Below are 22,906 nucleotides of genomic sequence, written 5' to 3' on the forward strand. Positions count from 1 at the left end.
TTACTTAACAGGTATGAACTGTTTCAGGTCCCAAATTCCGAGATGAAAATGGTTGTCCGTCACGTTGATATCCTCGATAGCACGCGAGGTATTGGGCATCAGGTAGAAGTTTTTGGTACAAGGCGTGGTCGGGGAGTCCGGGTTCGGCTTCAGGCAGGTCCCCGTTGCGTTGACGCGAAACGACGTGTTGCCCTTGTTGGTGATCTTTCCCGCCACGTAAACGAAATCGACTTTTTTGTCGCGGGGCTGAACCACGAGGATGGTGCTCACCACGGCGCGGGTCATCCCTTTACCGTTCTTTTGCGCAGCGTTGTCCAGCTCTTCGCTCACCCCTTCATCGACAAAGGTGATGCGGTAGTAGCGCTCTTTATTGTCGGCGTTACCGTGGTAGTAAAATTTGACGATATTGCTGGTGCCAGCGGGCATCACCATGCGCGTGGGGGTGAGCAAGAGCTCGTCCACTTTCTCGGGGTTAATCACCACGCCTTCATCCATCGGGCTGCTGATACGCTGCGCGCTAATGGAGACAATACGTACGCTGTCCGCTTCGTTTTTTAATTCCTTCGACGTGGAATCCGCGTCGGCAGGAATAATGGTGGTGATTTTGCCGACGTTAATTGCCAGCGCGGAAGAGGAGACGAACAGTAAGAAGAAAATGGCAGATTTGAGGCTAAACATGATATTTCCCTAAACAGGGGCTTGCGCCCCTGGATCTGTCAGGCCTTAGCCCCAGGTTGCGCGGAACGCAACGGACACGGTACCTTCCCACAGGCTGTTGGTCAGGTCTTTGAACTCTTTCTTCGCGCCAGCGTTGTCCTGAGCGGAATCAACGTAGAAGACGAATTTGTCCTGGCCGGTGATTTCAGTATCTGCCACTGCGCCAGCGCTGGTGGTCAGGTTCCACAGGCCGGAAGAGACGCCGGTGTTAGAAGATGAATCAACCAGCGTGGTCCACGCGGTAGATTTCGCCCCTACGGTACCGCCTACGGAGCCCAGGTCGTTTCCGCCCCAACGCGCACCCACTTTCAGCTTGGTCGCTTCACCGCCAACGCTGTACAGGGTGTTGTTTGAATCGTCGAGGATGGCTTCGAGTTTGAACGTCGTGGCAGAAGAGTGATCGCCGCGAATGGCCACATCAAACAGACCGGTATCGGTGTTGAATGATTTGGTATTTGCGCTGTAGGCAAAGTTCAGAGCACGCGTCGGGGTAACCACCAGATCGGATTCGCTGTCTTTCGTCGCAGAGGCCTGCCAGGTTGCAGAGGCCGTGGTTTCAGCAGCGTTAACCGCGCTCAGGGCAGAAACAGACAGCAGTGAGCCCAGAACGATAGCGTTCAGTTTGTTCATTTATTTAGTCCTTCAAAAAAGAATCCACATGTATAAAAAGGGGGTGCCCCTTTTTCGAGGCGGAGTATAGTCAGCCCGAAAATAGCGAGGCAATACAGAAAAATTCACTCACCTGCGTGAAAAGATGAATATAAAAATACACCCTTGGTATCTTGTTGTTACATAATGAATAAATATTCCACTGGGTGGATAATAGATATTCATCGATTCTTATCTGATGAGAAATTATCAGGACGTGGGAACAGCAACACACATCATTACAGGCAAAACCAGCCCCTTAATTAGCCATGCGTGTCTTTTTACACTGGTGATATAAAAGAAGTTGATATTGTCGAGCAACATTTCGTTGACGACACCATCGGGTGCCGCATCATCTTCAGATTTGTTCAGCTTTTTATCGGTAATATAGTAGATGTTACTCCCGTCAATTTTCTCGACGCTAAGAAGGTAATTTCTGTCGATCAGATAACTTTTGCCATCCTTTCTCAGCACACCTTTATGGATAACTGTTATCGCATCGGTACTGTTGAACATAAATAGCGTGGTTAACGACATATCGGTAGAGTCACCCGTAGAATACGTTTTCCAGGAAACCGTATCTGACTGACAGCCAAATCCCGTCTCCTGGGGTCTCATAAAGTAAAACAACGCTAAGGCAATGATTGACAGCAGCAGTACGACGCCCAATAACACACTAAGCTTGGTCCTTGACATATTTTAACTCCCGGTCAGGCTTCTGTAAGAAAGGCAATTCTTATAGTCATCGACGCTATCCTGCTGGTAACAAACCGCAAGGAAATAGTTTTCCATCTGCGATTTTTTGAAATTTGAATAGTACGCATCAGCCGTTTGATGTTCGCAGTCGATGTGCCGGCTCGCGATGACCTCTTTCACGCGGTTAAAATAGTATTGTCGCGGCTCGAACATGTTCTTATCGACCAGGTATACCGTACAGCGATCCACTTTGCCGAGCAGATGAATGTCAGATTCTTTCAGGCTGTCCGCCGAGGAGGAGGTTTGATAAATCAGAAAGCCCGCTATTCCGGCAATGACGACCAGCATCACCACACATAGCGTTATAAACAGGGTGTGGAAATGGTGAAATCGTTTAGGGGGATCGGGATCGCGCTGCGGAATAAGCAAATCCGTCTCATCAGCCTTAGGGAGTTCGGGCACGGGCGGCGCGACCGGCGGTCTTACCGTATGGTGTTCAATATGCGCCGCCAGGCTAAATCCTTTCCCACGAATCGTTTTAATCAGCATCGGATCGCGCCCCAAAATACGAAACGCTTTCCTAATTTCACTTATGGCAACATTAAGACTGACGGAAGAACCCGAGAAGCCGTGCTCCTCCCAGACCTTTTTTATCAGGTCATCTCTGTCGAGAGTTTTACCATTATTGATGATAAGTTCGTAAAGTAAACGTGCGGCCTGGTTAGATAACTTAATGGAAGATTCCTCTTCTCCATTAACCATGATCATACCGGTGTCCACTTCATAAAGCATTGCAAGATCAATGAGATACTTCATAATATTATTTCGCCACTGTTATAAGTTTTTGTATTTCCCTGGCAATAATAAGTCTAAAGCGGGTAGGGTCAAGTCATGTAATATTATTTGGAGGGGGGATATAGAAAACTTCATTAATTAACGATTATTAAATCATTAATTAAAATCTTTGGAAGATAACATTTGGGTTATGATCTTAAAAAAAACCTTACAGCAAGATTATAATCTCGATTACTTCGTTTCTTCGGAATAATGTTTTGTTATGTGTCATTTTGATGCAACATAATCTCGTCAAGGCTTGTATCTCAAGTCGCTATGCGCCTGGCCCGGTCACCGCGTGCTGCGCTGCAAATAACATTCATCTTATACAAAACAAACATTATGGAGTTTATCATGTTCAAATCGATCATGACCGTTTCAATGCTGGCCGCAGCCATTGCCTCTACCAGCGCGGTTGCCGCCGATAACTCAGCGGGTGGCGTAATTAACTTTACCGGGGCCATTACCGATACCACCTGTACCATTAACGGCGGCAAAAGCGCTGATTTTACCGTTGCGCTCGCTCCAATTTCGGTTAAAGACGCTGGCACCGCAGTGGGTCTGATTACCAAAAATAAGAAATCCATCGCTCTGACCTTCTCCGGTTGTTCACCTGCGGCGGACACCACCGGTACACCACTGAAAGTGTACTTCTCCAGTGCGGATAATATCTCCACCGACGGAAAATACCTGCTGAATAACAGCGTCAATGAAAGCGATGCCAGCGTTGCCCGTAACGTTGGTTTTGCATTAGTGGAGCCGGGTTCTTCTACCCCTATTTCACTGAACCAGCCTTACACCACCGATATTATGGGAACGGCCAAAGCACCAGATTCAGAAACCCTGACCCTGGATGTTTATTACTATAAAACCAACGCCACCGCGGCGACGGTTGGTGATTTAAGCTCTAACGTTACCTACACCATTTCCTATCTGTAATATCACATTATTCAGGCTCTGTTCTGGCAGAGCCTGTTGTAAAGGTTTCAATCATGCGTAAGGCTATTTTGCTGGCAATGCTGCTGTTGAGCACGGGTCACTCATGGGCCAATATTGTCATTAACGGCACCCGAATTATTTATCCTGAAAAGAATAAAGAGGTGATTGTTCAGTTAATCAATACCGGCGATGCGCCTTCCCTGGTGCAATCCTGGATTGATGACGGCGATATTAATTCAACCCCCGAAACGGCAAAGGTTCCCTTCCTGTTATCTCCGCCGGTCATTAAGGTCAACGAACATAACGGTCAACAGCTTCGCATTAAAAAATTGCCGGCAACGTTACCTGCGGATCGTGAATCGGTCTTTTTCCTGAACGTTCTGGATATTCCACCCAGACCCGAAAACCTGCAAAACCAAAATACCGTTCAGCTGGCGATTAAGTCCCGCATCAAGCTTTTTTATCGTCCGGCATCGCTCACGGGCACGCTCGATGACGCCGTGGGAAAATTGACGCTGGTCGCCAACGGGCATGAATTCCGCATCAGCAATAACAGCCCGTTCTTTATTACGGTCGCCAATATTTCCCGGGGCAAAAATAAGCTTCTCGAGGAATCGCCGATGGTTTCGCCTTTTGGGCAACTGACCGTAGCGACAAAAAACGAGGTTAAACGCGGCCAGAGCGTCCAGCTGATGTACGTAGACGATCTGGGTGCCTACAAAACACGGACCTTCACCAGCCAGTGACCGGAAAGACTCACCATGACATTGAAACAAAACAGGCTCTATCTTCTGGCAGTCTGCTCGCTTCTGCTTTCGCATAAATCAGGTGCGGTGTCGTTTGACCCTTCCCTGCTTGCTGGCGCATCCGGTGAGTCTGATTTGTCACGTTTTTACGAAAACAACGCCATGCCCGCGGGTAAGCAGGAGATGGATATCTACGTCAACGGGAGCTGGAAGGGGCGTTATAACGTGACCTACGGTGAGCAGCTCGATGACATCCGGCTTGCCTGGAAGGATGCCCAAACGCTGGGGATTAACACAAAATCCCTGCCCGCGCCCGCCATCCCCCAGGGTCAGGTGCAGCTGCACGACCTGGTGCAGGGCGGTGAAGTTAAAACCGATCCCAGTACCCTGAGCCTGGCGCTTACCGTTCCGCAGGCGGCGATATTACGCACCGAAGAGGGGTACATTGCGCCGCAGTTCTGGGACGAAGGGATCCCGGCGCTGATGCTCTCGTGGAACACCACCTGGTACAACATCCGGGCAAAAGGGTCGGCGAAAGAGACCAATGATGATTTTTATGCCGGGCTGGATTCCGGTGCGAACCTGCTCGGCTGGCAATTTCGCGACAGCAGCACCTGGCGCAGGGCAGCCAGCGGCGACAGCAGCTGGCAAAACAACACCCGCTACCTGCGCCGCCCGCTTGCCGGGATCAAATCAAACCTGACGATGGGCGACTTTTATATCCCCGGCGATCTGTTTGATTCCCTGCGTGTGCGCGGCGTTTCGCTGGCGTCAGACATGAAAATGCGGCCCAACTCGCAGCAGGGCTTTTCACCGGTGGTGCATGGCGTGGCGCGCACCAATGCGCTGGTCAAGGTGATCCAGAACGGTAACGTGATCTATCAGGAAAACGTCCCGCCCGGCCAGTTCACGCTCGACAGCATCCAGCCCACCGGTTCAGCCGGGGATCTGCTGGTTGTGGTGCGTGAGGCCGACGGCTCACAGCAATCCTTCACGGTTCCGTTTTCCGCCGTGCCCGGTATGTTAAAACAGGGGGTGAGCCAGTACAGCGTGGTGGCGGGTAAAGTCCATCAAAATACGCTCGATGCCGAACCCGCTTTCCTGCAGGCGACCCTGCGCTACGGCTTTAATAACCTTATTACCGGCTACACCGGAACGATACTCAGCGATAACTATCAGGCCGGGCTGATCGGCACGGGCTGGAACCTGCCCTTTGGCGCCGTTTCCGTTGACGTCACCCACGCGAAAACCACGCTGCAGGATCGCACCGACAGCGGCCAGAGCTTTCGCGTGTCGTACAGCAAATTTATCGATACCACCGCCACCAACTTCACGCTGGCGGCCTACCGCTACTCCACCAAAGGCTATTACAGCTTCAGCGATGCGCTCTATTCGCGCGAAGGCTACCGGCGTCTGAAAGAACAGTACGACGATTACAAAGACCAGTTTGGCGTTGCACCGGAGATGTCGCTGGGCACCTGGGATGCCCTGCGCGCCGCCCAGCCTAAAAATACCTTTACGCTCAACCTCAACCAGCGCCTGGCTGACAACTGGGGCACGGTGTTTGTCTCCGGCACGCAGCGCGACTACTGGAACTCGCAGCAGACCACGCGCGAATATCAGGCGGGGTACTCCAACGCCATTGGCCGCGCCAGCTATACCCTGTCGGCCAGCCGGGTGCGTAACAGTGAGAGCGAAGAGGAGACGCGGTTTTACCTCTCCCTGAGCCTGCCGTTCTCGCTCTTCGACAACAACGCGTGGATCACCTCCAGCGTGACGGCCAGCGATTCCCATTATGAGCAGAGCAACATCAGCATGAGCGGCAACGCGCTGGAATCAAACCGCCTGAGCTACACCCTTTCCGGCAGCAACGCCCGGGGAGGAAATAACACCGCGAGCGTTAACACGGCGTACCGCTCCAACTTCGCGACGCTCGGCGGCTCGTACAGTGAATCTTCCGACTACCGTCAAACGGGGCTGAGCGGACGCGGCAGCCTGGTGGCGTTCCCGTGGCATGTTCTCGCCTCCAACGAAACCGGCACCACCATGACCATTGTGGATGCGCCGCAGGCGGAAGGGCTGATGGTCAACGGCGACGAAAGTATCGTGACCAACCACGACGGCGTGGCGCTGGTCCCCTACGCCACGCCTTATCGCAAAAACTCTATCACCTTGTCCGAAACGCCGGGCAGCACGGGCGCAGAGGTGCTCGGCAATATCGCAAACGTCGCCCCGTATGACGGCGCGGTGAATTACGTCCGCTTTGAGACCGACAAACGTCAGTCCTGGGTGCTTCAGGCCACGCGCCAGGACGGCAAGCCGCTGCCTTTTGGTACCGAAGTGCTGGATGAACGCGGTGAGTCGGTGGGATACGTCGGCCAGGCAAGCATTCTCTATATTCGTGCCGAGCAGCCACCGCAGACGCTTAACGTTCATCTTCGTGGCGGGAAGTGTGAAATTTCCTCGCCAGCGTGGGGGTTGAACAGCCCGCCCTCTGTTTGCCATTAATCACGGAATATCACTATGATACGGTTCTTCACCTTTCTGCTGCTGGCCTGCCTGAGTACCGCCAGCTACGCCACCTGCTCCGGGGGCAGCATTGTCTATGGCACGCCGATCAGCGTGGATTTATCGGACAAACTCAGCCCGGCGACGCCAACCTGGACGGGGAGCTTTACCACGCAGTACAGCGGTACCTTTAACTGTACAACCGGCAACAGCGAGTTCTCCTATACGCCGATTCTTTCTACCGACAGCAAATATGCCACGATCCTGGGGTTCAGCAATAACAAGTACATGGTGCGGGCGGAAATCACCAGCACCCAGGCCAATAAAACGCTGGCGGCTGGCGGGAGCCACACCGCAGCCGAGCTGAACACCCCTTTTACGGTCCGCTTCACGCTGGTGAACCAAAGCGGCACCACCCTTACGGGCGACACGGCCAACATGAGCGACGTCATGTTCGTCAGCGATATGAGCGGCATGTCCTTCTGGGAGATCATCACCTGGCCGATCAATCAGATGGTGAAAATCGTGCAGTGGCTGTTCAACGGTTTTCAGTGGCCCTACGATAACCGCGATATGTTTGGCCAGCCGATGACCATCAAATATGCGCCTAAGCTGACAACCTGCTCTTTTGATAACGCCGGGTTGACCGTAAACCTGCCGACGCTGGGTATTCCCCAGCTCAGCGCCTCCGCCCAGCCGGGGCTGACGCCTTTTACGCTGAACATGAGCTGTCAGAACGTGGGCGTGAACGGCAATTCAGACCGGGCAATTGAGATGTTTTTCTCCAGCACACAGCTGTCATCCACGGACAATTCGGTGCTGGTCGACAGCAGCAGTAGCGCTGCGCAGGGCATCGGGCTACGGCTCATCAAGCAGGATACGCCCCAGACGCCCGTGACTTTCTCGACATCCACCACCAGCCGTGGAAATGCCACCCTGATTTTCAATGTGGCAGCAGGGGCGGCGCTGAGCGAACGTTTCACGATACCGATGGCGGCGTACTACTACGCCTGGGCTCCCGCGAAAGTGACGCAGGGCAAGATCAACACCTCCGCGACGTTGAACATCATCTATCCCTGATCTGACCTGGCCGGAATGATGTGCGTTCCGGCTCACAAGGTTAGCTTCCCATCTTCCCCACGGTGTTCAGATACTTAATCAGTTCGCTGTGGCTAGAAATGTTGAGCTTTTTCATCGCGTTATGTTTCTGCGTAGCAATAGTGCTTACGGAACGATTTCGATAACTGGCGATTTCGGTGATCGTATAGCCTTCGACGATAAGGTGGATCACCTCCCATTCTCTGGCAGACAGCACCGAACGCGAGCGCGCGCCGGCGCGCATGGCCCCTTTAAGCCAGGTTGAGACGACCGGTTTTTGCTCCTGGGTTTGCATCAGCGTCTGTAATTCTTTTTTCAGCTCCGCCATGTCATCCTGCAGGCTAATGGTCAATTCAAACTTCATTTCCAGCACTTTCTTCAACAGCCCATAGTGCAGCTCAGGCACAAAAAGAACGCGCCTGACGTTCCGGGTCTTGCACAACATATTTAACCGGCTGCTGGTTTCCGTACTCCACTCCTTGTGATTAAGCAGATAATTAAATTCAGTAAAAACAAGATCCACTTCATTTTCAGCAAGCGCTTCCAGCAACTTATCCGCAGTTTCCACGATCGTGACATGTAGCGAGTAATCAGAAAGCATATTCTGAAGCGAACAAGATATTATTTCCTGAAAGATATTTATTTTATAGAACACTATCACCCTGACGGGGTTTTCACTATTTATCATGTCATTTCAGAGTTATTGTGGTGAAGAAAAAACCGATGATAGTTTATGCCCCCCTCGCTCACAACCTCTTACGCGCCAGGATTTTATCCTTCAGAATGCTAAAAATCTGAACAACTTTATTAGAATAATAGAATTTCTTCTATTTTATCCTTAACAGGCTTTTTAGCATTAAGACAAAATCACCTTACGACCCTATTTCGCCCGTGAGGTTTTCTGAAGTAAACTGCTTAAAACCCCCATTAAAACCGTGGATTAGCACTACTTTACACCAACCGAATCCTGGCTTAATGGCATTTAACAGGATAAAAACCTGCGCACCAGATTAATAAAAGATTAAAGAGATTATATTTCCCATTAAAACGATTTTTCAATTTTATCTTCCCCTAATAATTAGCATTCTCTTTACTCAGTCATTTCCAGTGAATTACATTTAGCCCCATCGACTTTAAATATTAAAAAGAGATTCGCTACTCTTTACGATACGGCGAAGCAGTCACCTTCTCTGTATATGGACTGATTCTTTCAGCAAAAGGAGAATGCCAATGCCAAACAAAAAAACAATTCATGTGGCCGTCATTGATAGCTGTGAATTCACCCTGATTGGCCTGCAATGGCTGGTAAACCGCGAGCCGGATGCCCAGCAAGAGGTCGTTTTCCATGGCTTCAGCCAAATAGACGATTTTGCGCTTAGCGAGTGCCGCTTTGACATTATTATTTACGATCCGCTGAATACGCTTGATTTCAAAGTGTCAACCAATGACGATATTTTAAGCCTGAAAGAGAAACAGCCTGGGGCCAAAATCTATATTTATTCCCTGTCCGTCGGCTATTTGAAATATAAACATGTGGATGGCGTGATCAGTAAAAGGGTCTCCCTGGGGGATATCAAAGCGCTGTGGCAGATCCTGATGAGCCAGACCCCGGCGGATTCCGGCCTGTATAACGTGAGCATGACTGCCCGGCAACGCGCCCCGGCGAGGCTTTCCAGTGAAGAGGCCAGCGTGCTGCGCGGCTATTCCTGCAACCTTAAAACCAAGCAAATCGCCCGCCAGTTGGGCTGTAACGTCAGGCTGGTTTACTTCTACAAGAACAATGCGATGCACAAACTTAAGGCCGTGCGTGGCCCGTCGTTCTACCAAAGCATTCGCTGGATACTGAATTAAGCATTTGACCGTGTGTCGTTTGCCTTTTGTTCCCGTGTCCGCGGGAACTTTTTTTTCGTCTTTTGAAGGGCCGTCATGTATACCGTTCTTCCCTCCCCCGTGTTTCAGCGCATCTCCGGGCTGCGGTTTCAGCCGCTGGTCGACTTACGTTCTGGTCAGGTGGTGGCGCATGAAGTTCTCGTGGAGATCCCGAACGTCAATCTGGAGGCATTCTTTGCCACCTTGCCCTCCCGCTGTGCGCTGCAGATTTTTTTCTGGCAGGCCAACACGCTTTTGCAGATGCCCGGGGCCGGTCACTACTGGCTCAACCTGCTGGCGGAACATTTCCTGGACGCGCGGGCGATTGGGCTACTGCTGAGGTTACGCCATCAGCAGCGGCTGACGATTGAGATTCAGGACCCCTTCACCCTTACCCGAATGAACGAGGCTGAACAACGGCGTTTCCATGACGCGCTGAACCAGCTCAAACAGGCGGGCTGGAAAATCTGGCTGGACGACCTGACCTGGGATCTGGCAGAGGAGTACGTGCGCCTCGCGCTGCCGCTGGACGGTGTGAAAATCGATCGCTCCGCGCTCCATGCGCAGGAGGGGCCTGCCGCCCTGGTGCAGTCCGTCAGGGCCGGGATAGCAAAAGCGGTCGTCATTGAGGGCATTGAAACCTCTCAGGATCTGGCGCGCGCCTGTGCGACGGGCGCGCAGTTTGGCCAGGGTTTTCTCTGGCCAGAGAGCCGCGTTAATGCCCGGGTGCCGGTATAAGAGGCTTACCAGCCCGGAACGGCACCACCGTTAAAGATTTTTTCCGCCGCCTTCGCCACCTCAGGCGACTGGTACGACTGGATAAATTCCTTCACCTTCTCTGCGTCTTTGTTGTCTTCACGCGTCACCACAATGTTCACATAGGGCGAATTTTTATCTTCGACAAAGACGCTGTCGTGAACCGGTGACAGCCCGGTTTGCTGGAGGTAGGTGGTGCTGATAATGGCGACATCGACTTTCGGATCGTCCAGCACGCGCGGGAGCTGCGCCCCTTCCAGCTCCATGATGTTGAGCTTTTTCGGGTTGGCAGTAATATCCAGCGCCGTCGGCAGCAGGCCAACGTCCGGCCTGAGCGTAATCAGCTTCTCTTTTTGCAGCAACAGCAGCGCGCGACCGAGGTTGGTTGGATCGTTTGGAATGGCAATGGTTGCGCCATCTTTAAGGTCATCCACCGCTTTTATTTTGCGGGAGTAACCGGCCATCGGGAAAACGAAGGTATTCGCAACCGCGACCAGCTTATAGCCGTGCGCTTTGTTATCTTCCGCGAGGAACGGGCGATGCTGGAAGACGTTGGCATCCAGTTCGCCGCTGTTGGTGGCATCGTTTGGCAGCAGCGAGCCGCTAAAGCCCACCAGCTCTACGTCGAGGCCGTACTTCTCTTTCGCCACCTTTTTCGCAACTTCCGCCACGTCCTGCTCGGCACCGTTAATCACGCCGACCTTAATGTGTTTGGCATCGCTGCCTTCCCGATCGCATCCTGCCAACAGCAGCCCCGCCAGAACCAGCGCACCCAATCGAAGTTTCACCAGACATATCCTTTTGATAAATGTTTCAGTGACTATATCGACAACGAGACGGCTGGCTAAAAAACGAAAAGGCATCAGTAAGAAGGATAGGTTATATGCGGATTTTCCCTCTCCTGCAGGAGAGGGGGGGAACATCAGGCAGCGTGCGTCCAGTCTTCCACGCTTAACTCCTGCACCATCAGAAAGGCACGATCGTTCGTGACAATGGTGGTGCCCTGGCTGATGGCATGCGCAGCGATCAGCTGGTCGAGATCGCCCATGACGTTGCCTCTCTTTTCCATCGCCGCACGGAGCGCGCCGTAGGTGGCTGCGGCCTCGCTGTCCCAATCGCAGACGGTGATGGTTTTGAGAAATTCCAGAATGGTTTCTTTGAGTTTATGGCTATGCTTTTTGGCTACGCCATAAAGTAATTCCGCCTCCGTTACGCTTGAAATACACATGTCATCCGGTGCAATTTTCGAATACTGGCTCACCACCTCAGGATGTTGCCGTACGAGATGGCTAACCATATTGGTGTCCAGCATATGCCGCATCACTATAGCCCTTCTAACGGATCCCTGGACGTATAGCTCTGATTACGCTCCTCTTTGCTAAGGAAGGAATCCGGCACCGGCGTTTGCTTGAGTAAACGCAAAAAGATTTCTCTGTGTCGCGCTTTCTCTGAAATAGCCGTCAGCACCACATTCCCGTCGTCATCCCGCCGGATATAAACACTCTCCGCATCAAACGTGAATTCAGCAGGCAGCATTACCGCCTGGCTTCGCCCTCTTTTAAACAGTTTTGCTTTGCGTTCCATGGCAACCTCTGTCGGTTTATTGACCAGGCCAAAGCATGCGTCATCGCCAGAGGGCAAGACAAGCGTGACGCGTCAAATTAGGAAAGCGACTCGCAATAAATAACCGAACCCTTAACCTTGCGCCTGCCCGCGTCGTAGCGGTGCCTCGCGTAAAAACCACGACAGCGCAAACGCCAGCACCATAATCGCGGCCGCCAGCAGGAACACCGCGTGGATGGCGGAGCCGAAGGCATCAAGATAACCCAGCCTGAGCGCATCCGGCAGATGATGGATCGCCGTCGGGTTAAGCTCGCGCGGCATCTCCGCCCCTTCCGGCAGACGCTCTGCCAGGCCGGACTGCAGAACGTGGGTAAACACCGCGCCAAACAGCGCAACGCCTATCGCGCCACCGATTGAGCGGAACAGGGTCACCCCGGAGGTTGCCACGCCATATTGATCCACAGAGACACTGTTCTGCACCGCCAGCACCAGCACCTGCATGACCAGCCCAAGCCCCATACCCAGCACGCCGGTAAACAGGTACAGCTGCCAGGTCGGAGAGTGAATCGAAATGCGCGTCAGCAGGCACATCCCCACCACGCCCAGCAGCGTGCCGAGGATCGGGAACAGCCGGTATTTCCCGGTGCGGCTGATGATGCGACCGCTGATAATCGAGGTCAGCAGCAGACCGCCCATCAGCGGGATCAGCTGAAGCCCGGCCTGCGTTGGGGTGGCATCTTTCACCACCTGCAGGTAGAGCGGCAGGAAGGTGACCGAACCAAACAGCGACATCCCGATGATAAAGCCGATCAGGCTGCAGAGCAGGAAGCTGCGGTCGCGGAACAGCGACAGCGGAATAATCGGCTCCCACGCCAGACGTTCTTCATAGATAAACCCGGCGATACCCGTCAGGCCAAAGGCCAGGATGCACCACAGCTGCGGATCGCTCCACGGGCGTATCGTCCCGCCTTCGGTGGTGAACAGGATGATGCACAGCAGCGCCATGCTGAGGTAAATCGCCCCCAGATAATCAATTTCGTGCTTATTGCGCCTGGCGCTGCCCTGAAAAACGGCGCCAATCACCAGCAGCGCAAACAGGCCGAGCGGCAGGTTGATGTAAAAAATCCAGCGCCACGACGCGTGCTGGACGATAAACCCGCCGATCAGCGGCCCGATGACCGTCGCCAGGCCAAACACGCCGCCAAACAGCCCCTGATAACGGCCACGTTCCGCAGGCGGGATAACGTCCGCCACGGCGGCCATGCTGATCACCATCAGCCCGCCACCGCCCAGTCCCTGCAGGGCACGCATCAGCACCAGCTGGGTCATGTTTTGCGCCAGCCCGCAGAGTACGGACCCCGCAAGGAACAGCACGATCGCGATTTGCAGCACGATTTTACGGCCAAACAGATCGCCAAATTTCCCGTATAACGGGACCACGATGGTGGAGCTAAGAATATAGGCCGTTACCACCCAGGAGAGCTTATCCAGCCCGCCCAGTTCGCCAACGATGGTCGGCAGCGCCGTGGAAACGATGGTCTGATCCAGCGCGGAAAGCAGCATCACCAGCAGCAGTGCGCTGAACAGCAGCTTTATCGACGGCGCGTTTTGCGCAGGTTGAGTCATTACGTCGGACTCCCTAAGAGATCGCTTGAAATTAATTAATGAGATAATTAATATTCATGTAAGTGATGAATAAGATCAAGAGATCCTCAGACCATGCCAGCACAAAAGGACAATTCCGAACCGCGCCGCCCCGGTCGTCCGCGCGGCGGCAAACGCGCAGCGGCCAGCCGCGAACAGCTGCTGGATATCGCCCTGAACCTGTTTTCCCGTCAGGGGATTGCCAACACCTCGCTCAATGCGATTGCGAAAGACGCCGGCGTCACGCCCGCGATGCTGCACTACTACTTCAACTCCAGGGAGCAGTTACTGGATGCGATGATAGAGGAGCGTTTCCTGCCGTTACGCAGCAGGATCGGCGCGCTGTTCGTCGAAAACGCAGACTCACCGGTCAACGCCCTCACGGAGATGGTCAAGGTTCTCGCCGAACTGGCGGAACAGCATCGCTGGTTTGCGCCACTGTGGATGCAGGAGGTCATTGGCGAAATGCCGGTACTGCGCACCCATCTGCAGGCGCGGTTTGGCGACGAGCATTATCAGGCGACGCTCGCCACCGTTAAACGCTGGCAGGCGGAAGGGAAACTGAATCGGGCGCTGGCCCCTGAACTGCTGTTCACCACGCTGCTCAGCCTGGTGCTGGTGCCCTTCTCCAGAATGCGCAACGACGAGAGGCTAAGCGACCTCTCGCCGGAGAGTATTGTGCGCCATGCGCTGGCCGTGATGGGTAGCGGGATCGGCGGTTAAAGGGCTTTCGTCAGATAGTGTCTCTGCATCCCCGGATAAGGATAATCCTGCAAAGACAGTTGCAGCTGATAACCCTGTTTTTCATAAAACGGGCGCGCCTGGAAGCTGACCGTATCCACCAGCGCGTGGGTGCCGCCTTTGCGTCGGGCTTCGTCCTCTGCCGTTTTGATAAGCTGGCTGCCGACGCCCGAGCCCCGCACGGCGTCGCTGACCCACAGGTATTCAATGTTCAGCCAGTCGCCTTTGCGCACGCCAATTAAGCCGCCCAGCATCACGCCTTTGTCGTCTCGCACATAAACGCCAATATCGCCGCTAAAGGTCGAGAGATCTAAAAATTGCCCGTTATAGGTACGAAGCCCTGTTAATAATTCTTCTTTTTCCTGTGGGGTGACAGCGTCTGTCGTGTTCAGGTGCATAGGGTTCTCCTGGTTTGCGCGCACTCGGAATCTCTCACAGCTTAACCGACATAAATCACTCGCCACCAGCGCGGGTGATTCTCATACGCGTCAAAAAGAAAATTAATACTTTTGGCTGGCGTCGCCATACTGTATGTAACGATATATTTCAGAGAAAACCTGTGACGTGACCGGAGGGATTGATGAAAGCTACACACCTGGTTTGCCTGCTCATCTGCATGCTGTTTGCCGCCTTCGTTCACGCGCAGGAGAAGGACAATCCGGCGAAAGAGGCCCAGATCAAACAGCAGGTGATGAAAGACATTAAGAAAACCTGCACGCCGCAGAAGAAGCAGAGCGACAAGGCGTGGCAGGCGATGATTTTATCGTCTGAGGCCAATCAGCTGCTGATCAAAAATGCCGTCACCGCCATGAAACGCGACAACCTCGACGGCTACTGGGACGCGGTAAGTCAGGTGGATTGTATGGAGGATTATTAAGGATACAGCCCGTGCTTATTGCCGGGTGGCGCTGCGCTTACCCGGCCTACAAAACCGTATAAGCGCCGCCGGGCAAAACGCACCCTGCACCTTCTCAGCGCTTACGTCTTTCCGGAATAATCAAATCCCCACGCAGCACGTACGACCCCAGCATCTGCGTTTTCTCATTCAGCCAGCTCACGATGCGCGCTGCCATGGCGTCCATGGAATATTCAATCGCCGGGATCACCGGAATGCCCGGCAGCTGCAGCGAACCGGCCAGGCTAAAGACCATGATGTCGTCCGGAACGGATTTATTAAACGCCTGCAGTTGCGGGATCACCCGCTGGGCTTCTTGTTCATCCACCACCAGCAGCGCGTTGAAGTTCAGCGTGCTCGCATTGTTGAGTAACTCCTGCAGCGCAACAGAGGACGAGGTCGCGTCCATAAAGACAAGGTTGCGGTTAAAGGGCAGGAAGTTTTTCTCCAGCGCGTGCTTGTAGCCGAGCAGCACCTGATCGGCAAAACCGCTGCCGTGCGGGTGGATCAGGGCAATCTGGCGTCGTCCCTGGCTGGTGAGAAAGTTGCAGGCCGTTTCGGCGGCAAAGGCGTGATCGAACTGAATGCTGTTGGCGTTATCGGCTTCCATGCAGTCAACCAGGATGACGTTGTCCATTTCGATATCCAGCGGGAAACGCGCGCCAATCACCAGAATGTCATCGCATAACCCACAGGAGAGCTCTTCCAGGGCGTGCATCACTTCCGCTTTGGTGTGCGCAAAGCGCAGCAGCAGGTGCTTTTGATGCTGGCTGAGGTGTTTTTCCAGCGCGTAGAGATAACCCGTGGTCTGGTTGATATTCTCCTGGGCGCAAATCACGCCGATACAGCCCGTTGACTGGCTCAGCAGCGACTGGGCAATCACGTTGGGACGATAGTTCAGCTCATCCACCGCTTTTAAAACGGCCTGGCGGCTGGCCTCTTTCACGCCACGCGATCCGCTCAACACCCGTGATACCGTGGCTTTGGACACCCCGGCCAGACGCGATACATCGTTGATTGTAGACATCTCTCTCCCCTGGCAGGCCTGGCGCACCTGCAAATTCCATTTCCGCTACGGCTCACATTATAGCCAGTACGGAGTATATCCGTTTCCGTTTTTCATGGAAACCGATTTTCCGTTTCCACTCAATTTGATGTAAAACTCGCCAAATTTTGTGACACCGATCGTGATAATTAGCCCCATAATCAACGCTTCTTGATAGCTGTCACACTTCTGTCTTTTATAAATGGAAACCGGTTTCCGTATGATGTCCAATCATCCTCGCAATAACTTTTTACATTTAGAGGAAGGATGTCGATGTTCAAGATTATGCTGTGTTGTTCAGCCGGGATGTCCACCAGCCTGCTGGTCAGCAAAATGGTCGAAGAAGCGAATGCGCGTGGGCTACCGGTCAAGATTGATGCCTACGGCGTGTCCGAATTTGACACGCAGTTTCCGCATTACCAGGTGGTGCTTCTCGGACCGCAGGTGAAATACATGTTAAAGACACTCTCAGACAAGGCGGCGACGCAAGGCATTCCGGTACAGGCCATCGAGATGATGGACTACGGCATGCAGCGTGGCGATAAAGTACTGGACTATGCTCTGTCGCTCATTGAAGCGGCACACTAAAAGGTGTTCACATGAGTTCGTTATATCAATCCATGGTCGCGGTGATTGAGCAATCGATTACCCCGCTGGCCGCTAAGCTCGGTCAGCAGAAGTATGTGATTGCCATTCGCGACGGCTTTACCGCCGCGCTGCCGTTTATGATCATCGGCTCGTTCATGCTGGTGTTCATCTTCCCGCCGTTCTCGGCGGATACCACCAACAGTTTCGCCCGCGGCTGGCTGGATTTCTCCCAGACCTACCGTGAACAGCTGATGCTGCCGTTTAACCTCAGCATGGGCGTGATGACCTTCTTCATTTCGGTGGGGATTGGCGCGAGCCTCGGACGTCAGTTTAACCTCGACCCGGTGATATCCGGTCTGCTGGCGTTTATGGCGTTCCTGCTGGTTGCCGCGCCCTATGCCGACGGTAAGATCTCGACCCAGTATCTGTCGGGCCAGGGCATCTTCACCGCGCTGATCACCGCCATCTACTCCACCCGCGTGTATGCGTGGCTTAAGCAAAACAACGTGACCATCCGCCTGCCAAAAGAAGTGCCGACCGGCGTGGCGCGCTCGTTTGAAATCCTGATCCCGGTGATGGTGGTGATTGGCACCCTGCATCCGCTGAACCTGTTTATCGAAGCGCAAACCGGGATGATCATCCCACAGGCGATCATGCACCTGCTGGAGCCGCTGGTGTCGGCGTCGGATTCCCTGCCCGCCATTCTGCTCTCCGTGCTGCTGTGCCAGATCTTCTGGTTTGCTGGCATTCACGGCTCGCTGATTGTCACCGGCATCATGAACCCGTTCTGGATGGCGAACCTGTCGGCAAACCAGGCCGCACTGGCTGCCGGTGCCGCCCTGCCGCACGTTTATCTGCAGGGCTTCTGGGACCACTACCTGCTGATTGGTGGCGTCGGTTCTACCCTGCCGCTGGCATTCCTGCTGCTGCGCAGCCGCGTCACGCACCTGCGTACCATCGGCAAAATGGGCGTGGTGCCCAGCTTCTTTAACATCAACGAACCGATCCTGTTCGGCGCGCCGATCATCATGAACCCGATGCTGTTTATCCCGTTCGTGTTTGTGCCGCTGATCAACGCCTGTCTGGCCTACGGTGCCACTAAGCTCGGCTGGCTGGCGCAGGTGGTGTCGTTAACCCCATGGACCACTCCCGCACCGATTGGTGCCTCGTGGGCGGCGAACTGGGCATTAAGCCCGGTGGTGATGTGCGTGGTCTGTATGGTGATGTCCGCGCTGATGTATCTGCCGTTCCTGCGTGCCTATGAGCGTACGTTGATGAAAAACGAAGAGCAGAAAGCCCAGGCCACCGTTGGCGTCGCTGAAACCGCAAGTCATTGAGTCAAAGAGGACGCGTCATGAAATACACATTTCCCGATCGCTTCTGGTGGGGCAGCGCAAGCTCCGCTCTCCAGACCGAAGGGACACGAGAGGGGGAAACCACGTGGGACTACTGGTTTGCCCGCGAGCCGAACCGTTTTCATAACGGCGTGGGGCCGCAGCAGACCTCCACGTTTTATCAGCGCTGGAAAACGGACATTCAGCTGTTAAAGCAGCTGAACCACAACAGCTTTCGCACCTCGATAAGCTGGGCGCGCCTGATCCCCGACGGTATCGGTGAAGTGAACCCGCAGGCGGTCGACTTTTATAATCAGGTCATTGATGAGCTGATTGAACAGGGCATCACGCCGTTTATTACCCTGTTCCATTTCGACATGCCGATGGCGATGCAGGAGATCGGCGGTTGGGAAAACCGCGACGTGGTGGACGCTTACGCCCGCTACGCGCAGATCTGCTTTGCGCTGTTCGGCGACCGCGTGCTGCACTGGTTTACCTTCAACGAGCCGATTGTGCCGGTGGAGGGCGGTTATCTGTACGACTTCCACTATCCGAACGTGGTGGATTTTCGTCGTGCGGCTACCGTGGCGTATCACACCGTGCTGGCCCACGCGAAAGCGGTTCAGGCTTACCGCGCCGGGCGTTATGCCGGGGAAATTGGCATCGTGCTCAACCTGACGCCCTCCTACCCGCGTTCGCAGAACCCGGCGGATGTGAAGGCGGCGCACATTGCGGATCTGATGTTTAACCGCAGCTTCCTCGACCCGGTGCTTCGCGGCGTGTATCCGGCAGACCTGGTGGCGCTGTTGAAAGCGTACGACCAGCTCCCGACCTGCAAGCCGGAGGACCGCGCCCTGATTGCGGAAGGAAAAATCGACCTGCTCGGCGTGAACTACTACCAGCCGCGGCGCGTGAAGTGTCGCGACAGCGCGGTAAACCCGCAGGCGCCGTTTATGCCGGAGTGGTTCTTTGACAATTACGAGATGCCGGGCCGCAAGATGAACCCATACCGCGGCTGGGAAATCTACGAGCCGGGTATTTACGATATTCTGGTTAACCTGCGCGACAATTACGATAACCCTCGCTGCTTTATTTCTGAAAACGGTATGGGCGTCGAAAATGAACAGCGCTTTATTGAAAATGGCCAGATTAACGATCAATACCGCATCGATTTTATTTCTGAGCACTTAGCGTGGCTGCATAAAGGTATTAACGAAGGATGCAATTGCCTTGGCTACCATATGTGGACCTTTATTGATAACTGGTCCTGGTGTAATGCCTATAAAAATCGTTACGGATTTATTCAGCTCGACTTAGAGACGCAGCAGCGCACCCTCAAAAAAAGCGGCGAGTGGTTTGCCATCACTGCCTTAAATAACAGTTTTGATAAAGAGTAATTATGATGATCGTATTAGAAGATGCCGTAATGGAAATTATCGTCAACGCCGGTCAGTCCCGCAGTTTGTGCTTTGAAGCGCTGCACGCGGCGCGCCAGGGCAACCTTGACGAAGCCAAAAGCCTGCTGCGCGAGGCCGATGGCTATGCGCGCCAGGCACACAAAATGCAGACCAAACTGATCGAGCAGGATGCGGGAGAAGCCCGCCAGCCGATGACCTTAATTATGGTGCACGCCCAGGACCATTTAATGAATTCCCTGCTGGCGCGTGAATTATCGGAAGAAATTATTCATTTATACCAGAGATAATCTATGGCGAAATAACGTTAGCGTAATACCTCTGTACCTAAAATAGAGATCCACTTGTTCTGATGATAGCGACATACTCTGTCAGATCGGAGCGGGATGGTTATTGTCTGAATAAAATTAAACTATATTGAGATAACCATGAATACGATTAAAAAACTTCCATTAACAATGGCGGTTATCGCCGCGCTTTGCCCCATTTCCGTACTCGCGCAAGAATTTACGCAGGAGCAAATCGACGCCATTGTGGCCAAAGCGGTGGATAAAGCCCTGGCAGAACGTCAGGCCAAAATGGATGCCGCCGTTGCCAAAAAAGCGGACGTGGTGACCGAGCCGCAAAGCGCGGCGCAATCCCCGGATATGGCGATCCCGTTCGGGGTGAAATTTACCGGCTACGCCCGCTACGGCGCGCACTTCCAGGCCGCCGATCAGAAATACGTGGCGGTAGACGGCTCCTACAACGGCGCGTCCGCGATTGGTCGTCTGGGCAACGAAGGCAACGGCGGTGAATTCCAGCTTTCCAAAGCCTTCAAAGGTGACAACGGTGCCATCTGGGACATCAACGTGATGATCGACCACTGGGGCGATGAGGTTAACCTGAAAAAAGCCTACGCCGGTGTGACCAACATTATGGCATCGAACCCGAACGCCTATTTCTGGGCGGGGCGCGACTTCCACCAGCGTCCGCAGCAGGGCATCAACGATTACTTCTGGATGAACCACGACGGCCAGGGTGCCGGGGTGAAGAACTTCGACATCGGCGGCGTACAGTTTGACGTGGCGGCCGTGGCGGCGGTGGAATCCTGTAGCCCGGAAGTGATGGAAGACGAAGCGAACCCGTCGCGCATCACCTGTACCGGCGGCTCCGGCACGGGCGACAAAGGCAACTACGCGGCAACCTCTAAAATCCACGGCATGAAGCTCGGCCCGATCGACCTGGAGCTGTACGCCAACTACGGCTTTGACTCGAAGGCCATTGAAAGCGACGAGCGTCTGAACGCCTGGCAGGGCGGCGTGGTGATGAGCCACACCAACGACAGCGGCGTGAACAAGGTGATCGCCCGCTACTCGGATAACTCGGACAACAGCGTCTTCAACAAAACCGAGGATCTGACCACGGTCTACGCCAGCTTCGAGGGGCTGTACAAATTCACCCAGGCCACGCAGGTGGAGTACATCCTCGCCTTCCACGATTACGACAACAGTCGTGATGACACCGACAACCGCAAGAACTACAACGCCATCGTCCGCCCGATGCACTGGTGGAACGACGTCCACTCGACCTGGCTGGAAGCGGGCTGGCAGCACGTTGATTACGACAACGGCGGCGATAATAAGGGCTGGAAGCTGACCCTGTCGCAGAACATGTCTATCGCCATGGGGCCGGAGTTCCGTCCGATGCTGCGTTTCTACGTCACCGGCGGCAAAGTGGATAACGAACGCACCGCCCGCGTGAACAATACCAAAGACGAAACGCTCGACGATTTCAACGTCGGCGCGATGTGGGAGGCGTGGTTCTAATACGACGCCGTTTGTTTCGCCCGGCGGCGCTGCGCTTGCACGGGCCTACAAAACCTTGTAGGCCAGGTAAGCGCAGCGCCGCCCGGCAAGATCCCATGTTATGCTACAAAAAAACCGACATAACAGGGGAGAACATGGGTTCCACACGTAAAGGGATGCTGAACGTCCTGATCGCCGCCGTTTTATGGGGAAGTTCAGGCGTTTGCGCGCAGTACATCATGGAGAAAAGCCACATTTCCTCGCCTTATCTGACCATGATTCGCCTGCTGTTTACCGGCGTGATCCTGCTGACGCTCTCCTTCGTTCACGGCGACAAGATTTTCTCGGTCATCAAAAACCGCAAGGACGCCATCAGCCTGCTGTTTTTCTCATTGGTCGGCGCGCTCACCGTGCAGCTCACCTTCCTGCTGACGATTGAAAAATCCAACGCCGCCACCGCTACCGTGCTGCAGTTCCTGTCGCCGACCATTATCGTGGCATGGTTCGCGCTGGCGCGGAAAAAGCGCCCCGGTATTTTTGTCTTATCCGCGATAATGACCTCGCTTGTCGGCACCTTCCTGCTGGTAACGCACGGCGACCCGACATCGCTCTCTATCTCGCCTGCCGCGCTGTTCTTCGGCATCGCCTCGGCCTTTGCTGCGGCGTTCTATACCACTTATCCGTCAACGCTGATCGCCCGCTACGGCACGCTGCCGATTGTTGGCTGGAGTATGTTGATTGCAGGACTGTTGCTGACGCCGTTCTACGCCGGGCGCGGCACCACGTTTGCGTTCGACGGTAGCCTGCTGCTGGCGTTCTTCTATCTGGTGGTGATCGGTACGGCGCTGACGTTCAGCCTGTATCTGAAAGGGGCGCAAATGATCGGTGGGCCGAAGGCAAGCATTCTGAGCTGCGCCGAGCCGCTGAGCAGCGCATTGCTGTCGGTGATCCTGCTGGGGGTGGCCTTCACCCTGCCGGACTGGCTGGGCACGCTGCTGATTGTCTCGTCGGTGGTGTTGATTTCGATGGATTCGAGAAGACGGGTTAAGACTTCAGCCTGATATTCCCTCACCCTAGCCCTCG

At 54.1% G+C, this 22,906-nt stretch carries 25 protein-coding genes; 14 read left to right on the forward strand and 11 right to left on the reverse strand.

Features of this window, described 5'->3' with window-relative positions; genetic code table 11:
* From ACWKX3_RS14480 to ACWKX3_RS14495, 4 genes are all read right to left on the reverse strand, one after another.
* On the reverse strand, positions 1–678 hold the full coding sequence (locus ACWKX3_RS14480) for an EcpB family pilus assembly chaperone (RefSeq protein WP_220710849.1): 678 nt from the start codon (positions 676–678) through the stop codon (positions 1–3).
* Between the two features lie 45 nt (positions 679–723).
* Positions 724–1,347, reverse strand: a complete 624-nt coding sequence (locus tag ACWKX3_RS14485) for a common pilus major fimbrillin subunit EcpA (protein ID WP_454542000.1) — start codon at positions 1,345–1,347, stop codon at positions 724–726.
* 228 nt (positions 1,348–1,575) lie between these two features.
* Complete coding sequence (locus ACWKX3_RS14490; protein ID WP_006177661.1) at positions 1,576–2,061, reverse strand: hypothetical protein; 486 nt, start codon at positions 2,059–2,061, stop codon at positions 1,576–1,578.
* Positions 2,062–2,064: 3 nt separating this feature from the next.
* Complete coding sequence (locus ACWKX3_RS14495; protein WP_454542001.1) at positions 2,065–2,877, reverse strand: winged helix-turn-helix domain-containing protein; 813 nt, start codon at positions 2,875–2,877, stop codon at positions 2,065–2,067.
* Between the two features lie 372 nt (positions 2,878–3,249).
* Between ACWKX3_RS14495 and ACWKX3_RS14500 the strand changes: the two genes are divergently transcribed.
* Genes ACWKX3_RS14500 through ACWKX3_RS14515 form a run of 4 tightly spaced genes read left to right on the forward strand, consistent with a single transcriptional unit; the run spans position 3,250 to position 8,168 of the window.
* Positions 3,250–3,834 (forward strand): fimbrial protein, encoded by a 585-nt coding sequence (locus ACWKX3_RS14500; RefSeq protein WP_337279042.1) that lies wholly within the window; start codon positions 3,250–3,252, stop codon positions 3,832–3,834.
* 53 nt (positions 3,835–3,887) lie between these two features.
* Positions 3,888–4,580 (forward strand): fimbrial biogenesis chaperone, encoded by a 693-nt coding sequence (locus tag ACWKX3_RS14505; protein WP_454542002.1) that lies wholly within the window; start codon positions 3,888–3,890, stop codon positions 4,578–4,580.
* Positions 4,581–4,595: 15 nt separating this feature from the next.
* Positions 4,596–7,088 (forward strand): fimbria/pilus outer membrane usher protein, encoded by a 2,493-nt coding sequence (locus ACWKX3_RS14510; RefSeq protein ID WP_454542003.1) that lies wholly within the window; start codon positions 4,596–4,598, stop codon positions 7,086–7,088.
* 15 nt (positions 7,089–7,103) lie between these two features.
* Complete coding sequence (locus tag ACWKX3_RS14515; protein ID WP_006177656.1) at positions 7,104–8,168, forward strand: fimbrial protein; 1,065 nt, start codon at positions 7,104–7,106, stop codon at positions 8,166–8,168.
* 40 nt (positions 8,169–8,208) lie between these two features.
* On the opposite strand, the gene ACWKX3_RS14520 is transcribed toward ACWKX3_RS14515, so the two are convergent.
* A complete protein-coding gene (locus ACWKX3_RS14520) occupies positions 8,209–8,874 on the reverse strand; it encodes a LuxR C-terminal-related transcriptional regulator (protein ID WP_006177655.1) in 666 nt (221 codons plus the stop codon).
* A 542-nt stretch (positions 8,875–9,416) separates the two neighbouring features.
* Between ACWKX3_RS14520 and ACWKX3_RS14525 the strand changes: the two genes are divergently transcribed.
* Positions 9,417–10,037, forward strand: coding sequence for a LuxR C-terminal-related transcriptional regulator (locus ACWKX3_RS14525; protein WP_102891870.1), 621 nt, complete (start codon positions 9,417–9,419; stop codon positions 10,035–10,037).
* A gap of 75 nt (positions 10,038–10,112) precedes the next feature.
* Positions 10,113–10,793 (forward strand): EAL domain-containing protein, encoded by a 681-nt coding sequence (locus ACWKX3_RS14530; RefSeq protein ID WP_102891873.1) that lies wholly within the window; start codon positions 10,113–10,115, stop codon positions 10,791–10,793.
* A 5-nt stretch (positions 10,794–10,798) separates the two neighbouring features.
* Here the strand turns inward: ACWKX3_RS14530 and nlpA are convergent, their stop codons facing one another.
* From nlpA to ACWKX3_RS14550, 4 genes are all read right to left on the reverse strand, one after another.
* A complete protein-coding gene (nlpA, locus tag ACWKX3_RS14535) occupies positions 10,799–11,599 on the reverse strand; it encodes a lipoprotein NlpA (RefSeq protein ID WP_101736742.1) in 801 nt (266 codons plus the stop codon).
* A gap of 134 nt (positions 11,600–11,733) precedes the next feature.
* Positions 11,734–12,132, reverse strand: coding sequence for a type II toxin-antitoxin system VapC family toxin (locus ACWKX3_RS14540; RefSeq protein WP_282484725.1), 399 nt, complete (start codon positions 12,130–12,132; stop codon positions 11,734–11,736).
* Between the two features lie 2 nt (positions 12,133–12,134).
* Entirely contained in the window at positions 12,135–12,395 is a 261-nt protein-coding gene (locus ACWKX3_RS14545) for an antitoxin (protein ID WP_137273024.1), read from the reverse strand.
* A gap of 111 nt (positions 12,396–12,506) precedes the next feature.
* A complete protein-coding gene (locus ACWKX3_RS14550) occupies positions 12,507–14,000 on the reverse strand; it encodes an MDR family MFS transporter (protein WP_102891881.1) in 1,494 nt (497 codons plus the stop codon).
* A 93-nt stretch (positions 14,001–14,093) separates the two neighbouring features.
* On the opposite strand from ACWKX3_RS14550, the gene ACWKX3_RS14555 reads away from it, so the two are divergent.
* Positions 14,094–14,741, forward strand: coding sequence for a TetR/AcrR family transcriptional regulator (locus tag ACWKX3_RS14555; protein WP_088208959.1), 648 nt, complete (start codon positions 14,094–14,096; stop codon positions 14,739–14,741).
* Here ACWKX3_RS14555 and ACWKX3_RS14560 read toward each other — a convergent pair.
* Positions 14,738–15,157, reverse strand: coding sequence for a GNAT family N-acetyltransferase (locus tag ACWKX3_RS14560; protein ID WP_454542004.1), 420 nt, complete (start codon positions 15,155–15,157; stop codon positions 14,738–14,740). The genes ACWKX3_RS14555 and ACWKX3_RS14560 overlap by 4 nt on opposite strands.
* A gap of 182 nt (positions 15,158–15,339) precedes the next feature.
* Between ACWKX3_RS14560 and ACWKX3_RS14565 the strand changes: the two genes are divergently transcribed.
* Positions 15,340–15,636 (forward strand): YicS family protein, encoded by a 297-nt coding sequence (locus tag ACWKX3_RS14565; protein ID WP_088208952.1) that lies wholly within the window; start codon positions 15,340–15,342, stop codon positions 15,634–15,636.
* 94 nt (positions 15,637–15,730) lie between these two features.
* Here the strand turns inward: ACWKX3_RS14565 and ACWKX3_RS14570 are convergent, their stop codons facing one another.
* Positions 15,731–16,681, reverse strand: a complete 951-nt coding sequence (locus ACWKX3_RS14570) for a LacI family DNA-binding transcriptional regulator (RefSeq protein WP_088208951.1) — start codon at positions 16,679–16,681, stop codon at positions 15,731–15,733.
* A 291-nt stretch (positions 16,682–16,972) separates the two neighbouring features.
* On the opposite strand from ACWKX3_RS14570, the gene ACWKX3_RS14575 reads away from it, so the two are divergent.
* From ACWKX3_RS14575 to ACWKX3_RS14600, 6 genes are all read left to right on the forward strand, one after another.
* Complete coding sequence (locus tag ACWKX3_RS14575; protein WP_042321291.1) at positions 16,973–17,287, forward strand: PTS sugar transporter subunit IIB; 315 nt, start codon at positions 16,973–16,975, stop codon at positions 17,285–17,287.
* A gap of 11 nt (positions 17,288–17,298) precedes the next feature.
* Complete coding sequence (locus tag ACWKX3_RS14580; RefSeq protein ID WP_454542005.1) at positions 17,299–18,624, forward strand: PTS sugar transporter subunit IIC; 1,326 nt, start codon at positions 17,299–17,301, stop codon at positions 18,622–18,624.
* Between the two features lie 17 nt (positions 18,625–18,641).
* The gene (locus ACWKX3_RS14585) at positions 18,642–20,018 is read left to right on the forward strand and encodes a glycoside hydrolase family 1 protein (RefSeq protein ID WP_454542006.1); all 1,377 of its coding nucleotides are present in this window, start codon (positions 18,642–18,644) and stop codon (positions 20,016–20,018) included.
* Positions 20,019–20,023: 5 nt separating this feature from the next.
* A complete protein-coding gene (locus ACWKX3_RS14590; protein WP_072208838.1) occupies positions 20,024–20,326 on the forward strand; it encodes a PTS lactose/cellobiose transporter subunit IIA in 303 nt (100 codons plus the stop codon).
* Between the two features lie 138 nt (positions 20,327–20,464).
* Positions 20,465–21,844: a carbohydrate porin gene (locus tag ACWKX3_RS14595; RefSeq protein WP_006177638.1), complete on the forward strand. Its 1,380-nt coding sequence runs from the start codon at positions 20,465–20,467 to the stop codon at positions 21,842–21,844.
* 134 nt (positions 21,845–21,978) lie between these two features.
* Positions 21,979–22,884, forward strand: coding sequence for an EamA family transporter (locus tag ACWKX3_RS14600; RefSeq protein WP_454542007.1), 906 nt, complete (start codon positions 21,979–21,981; stop codon positions 22,882–22,884).
* Positions 22,885–22,906: the final 22 nt, after the last annotated feature.

Source organism: Enterobacter sp. UPMP2052, assembly GCF_053709675.1.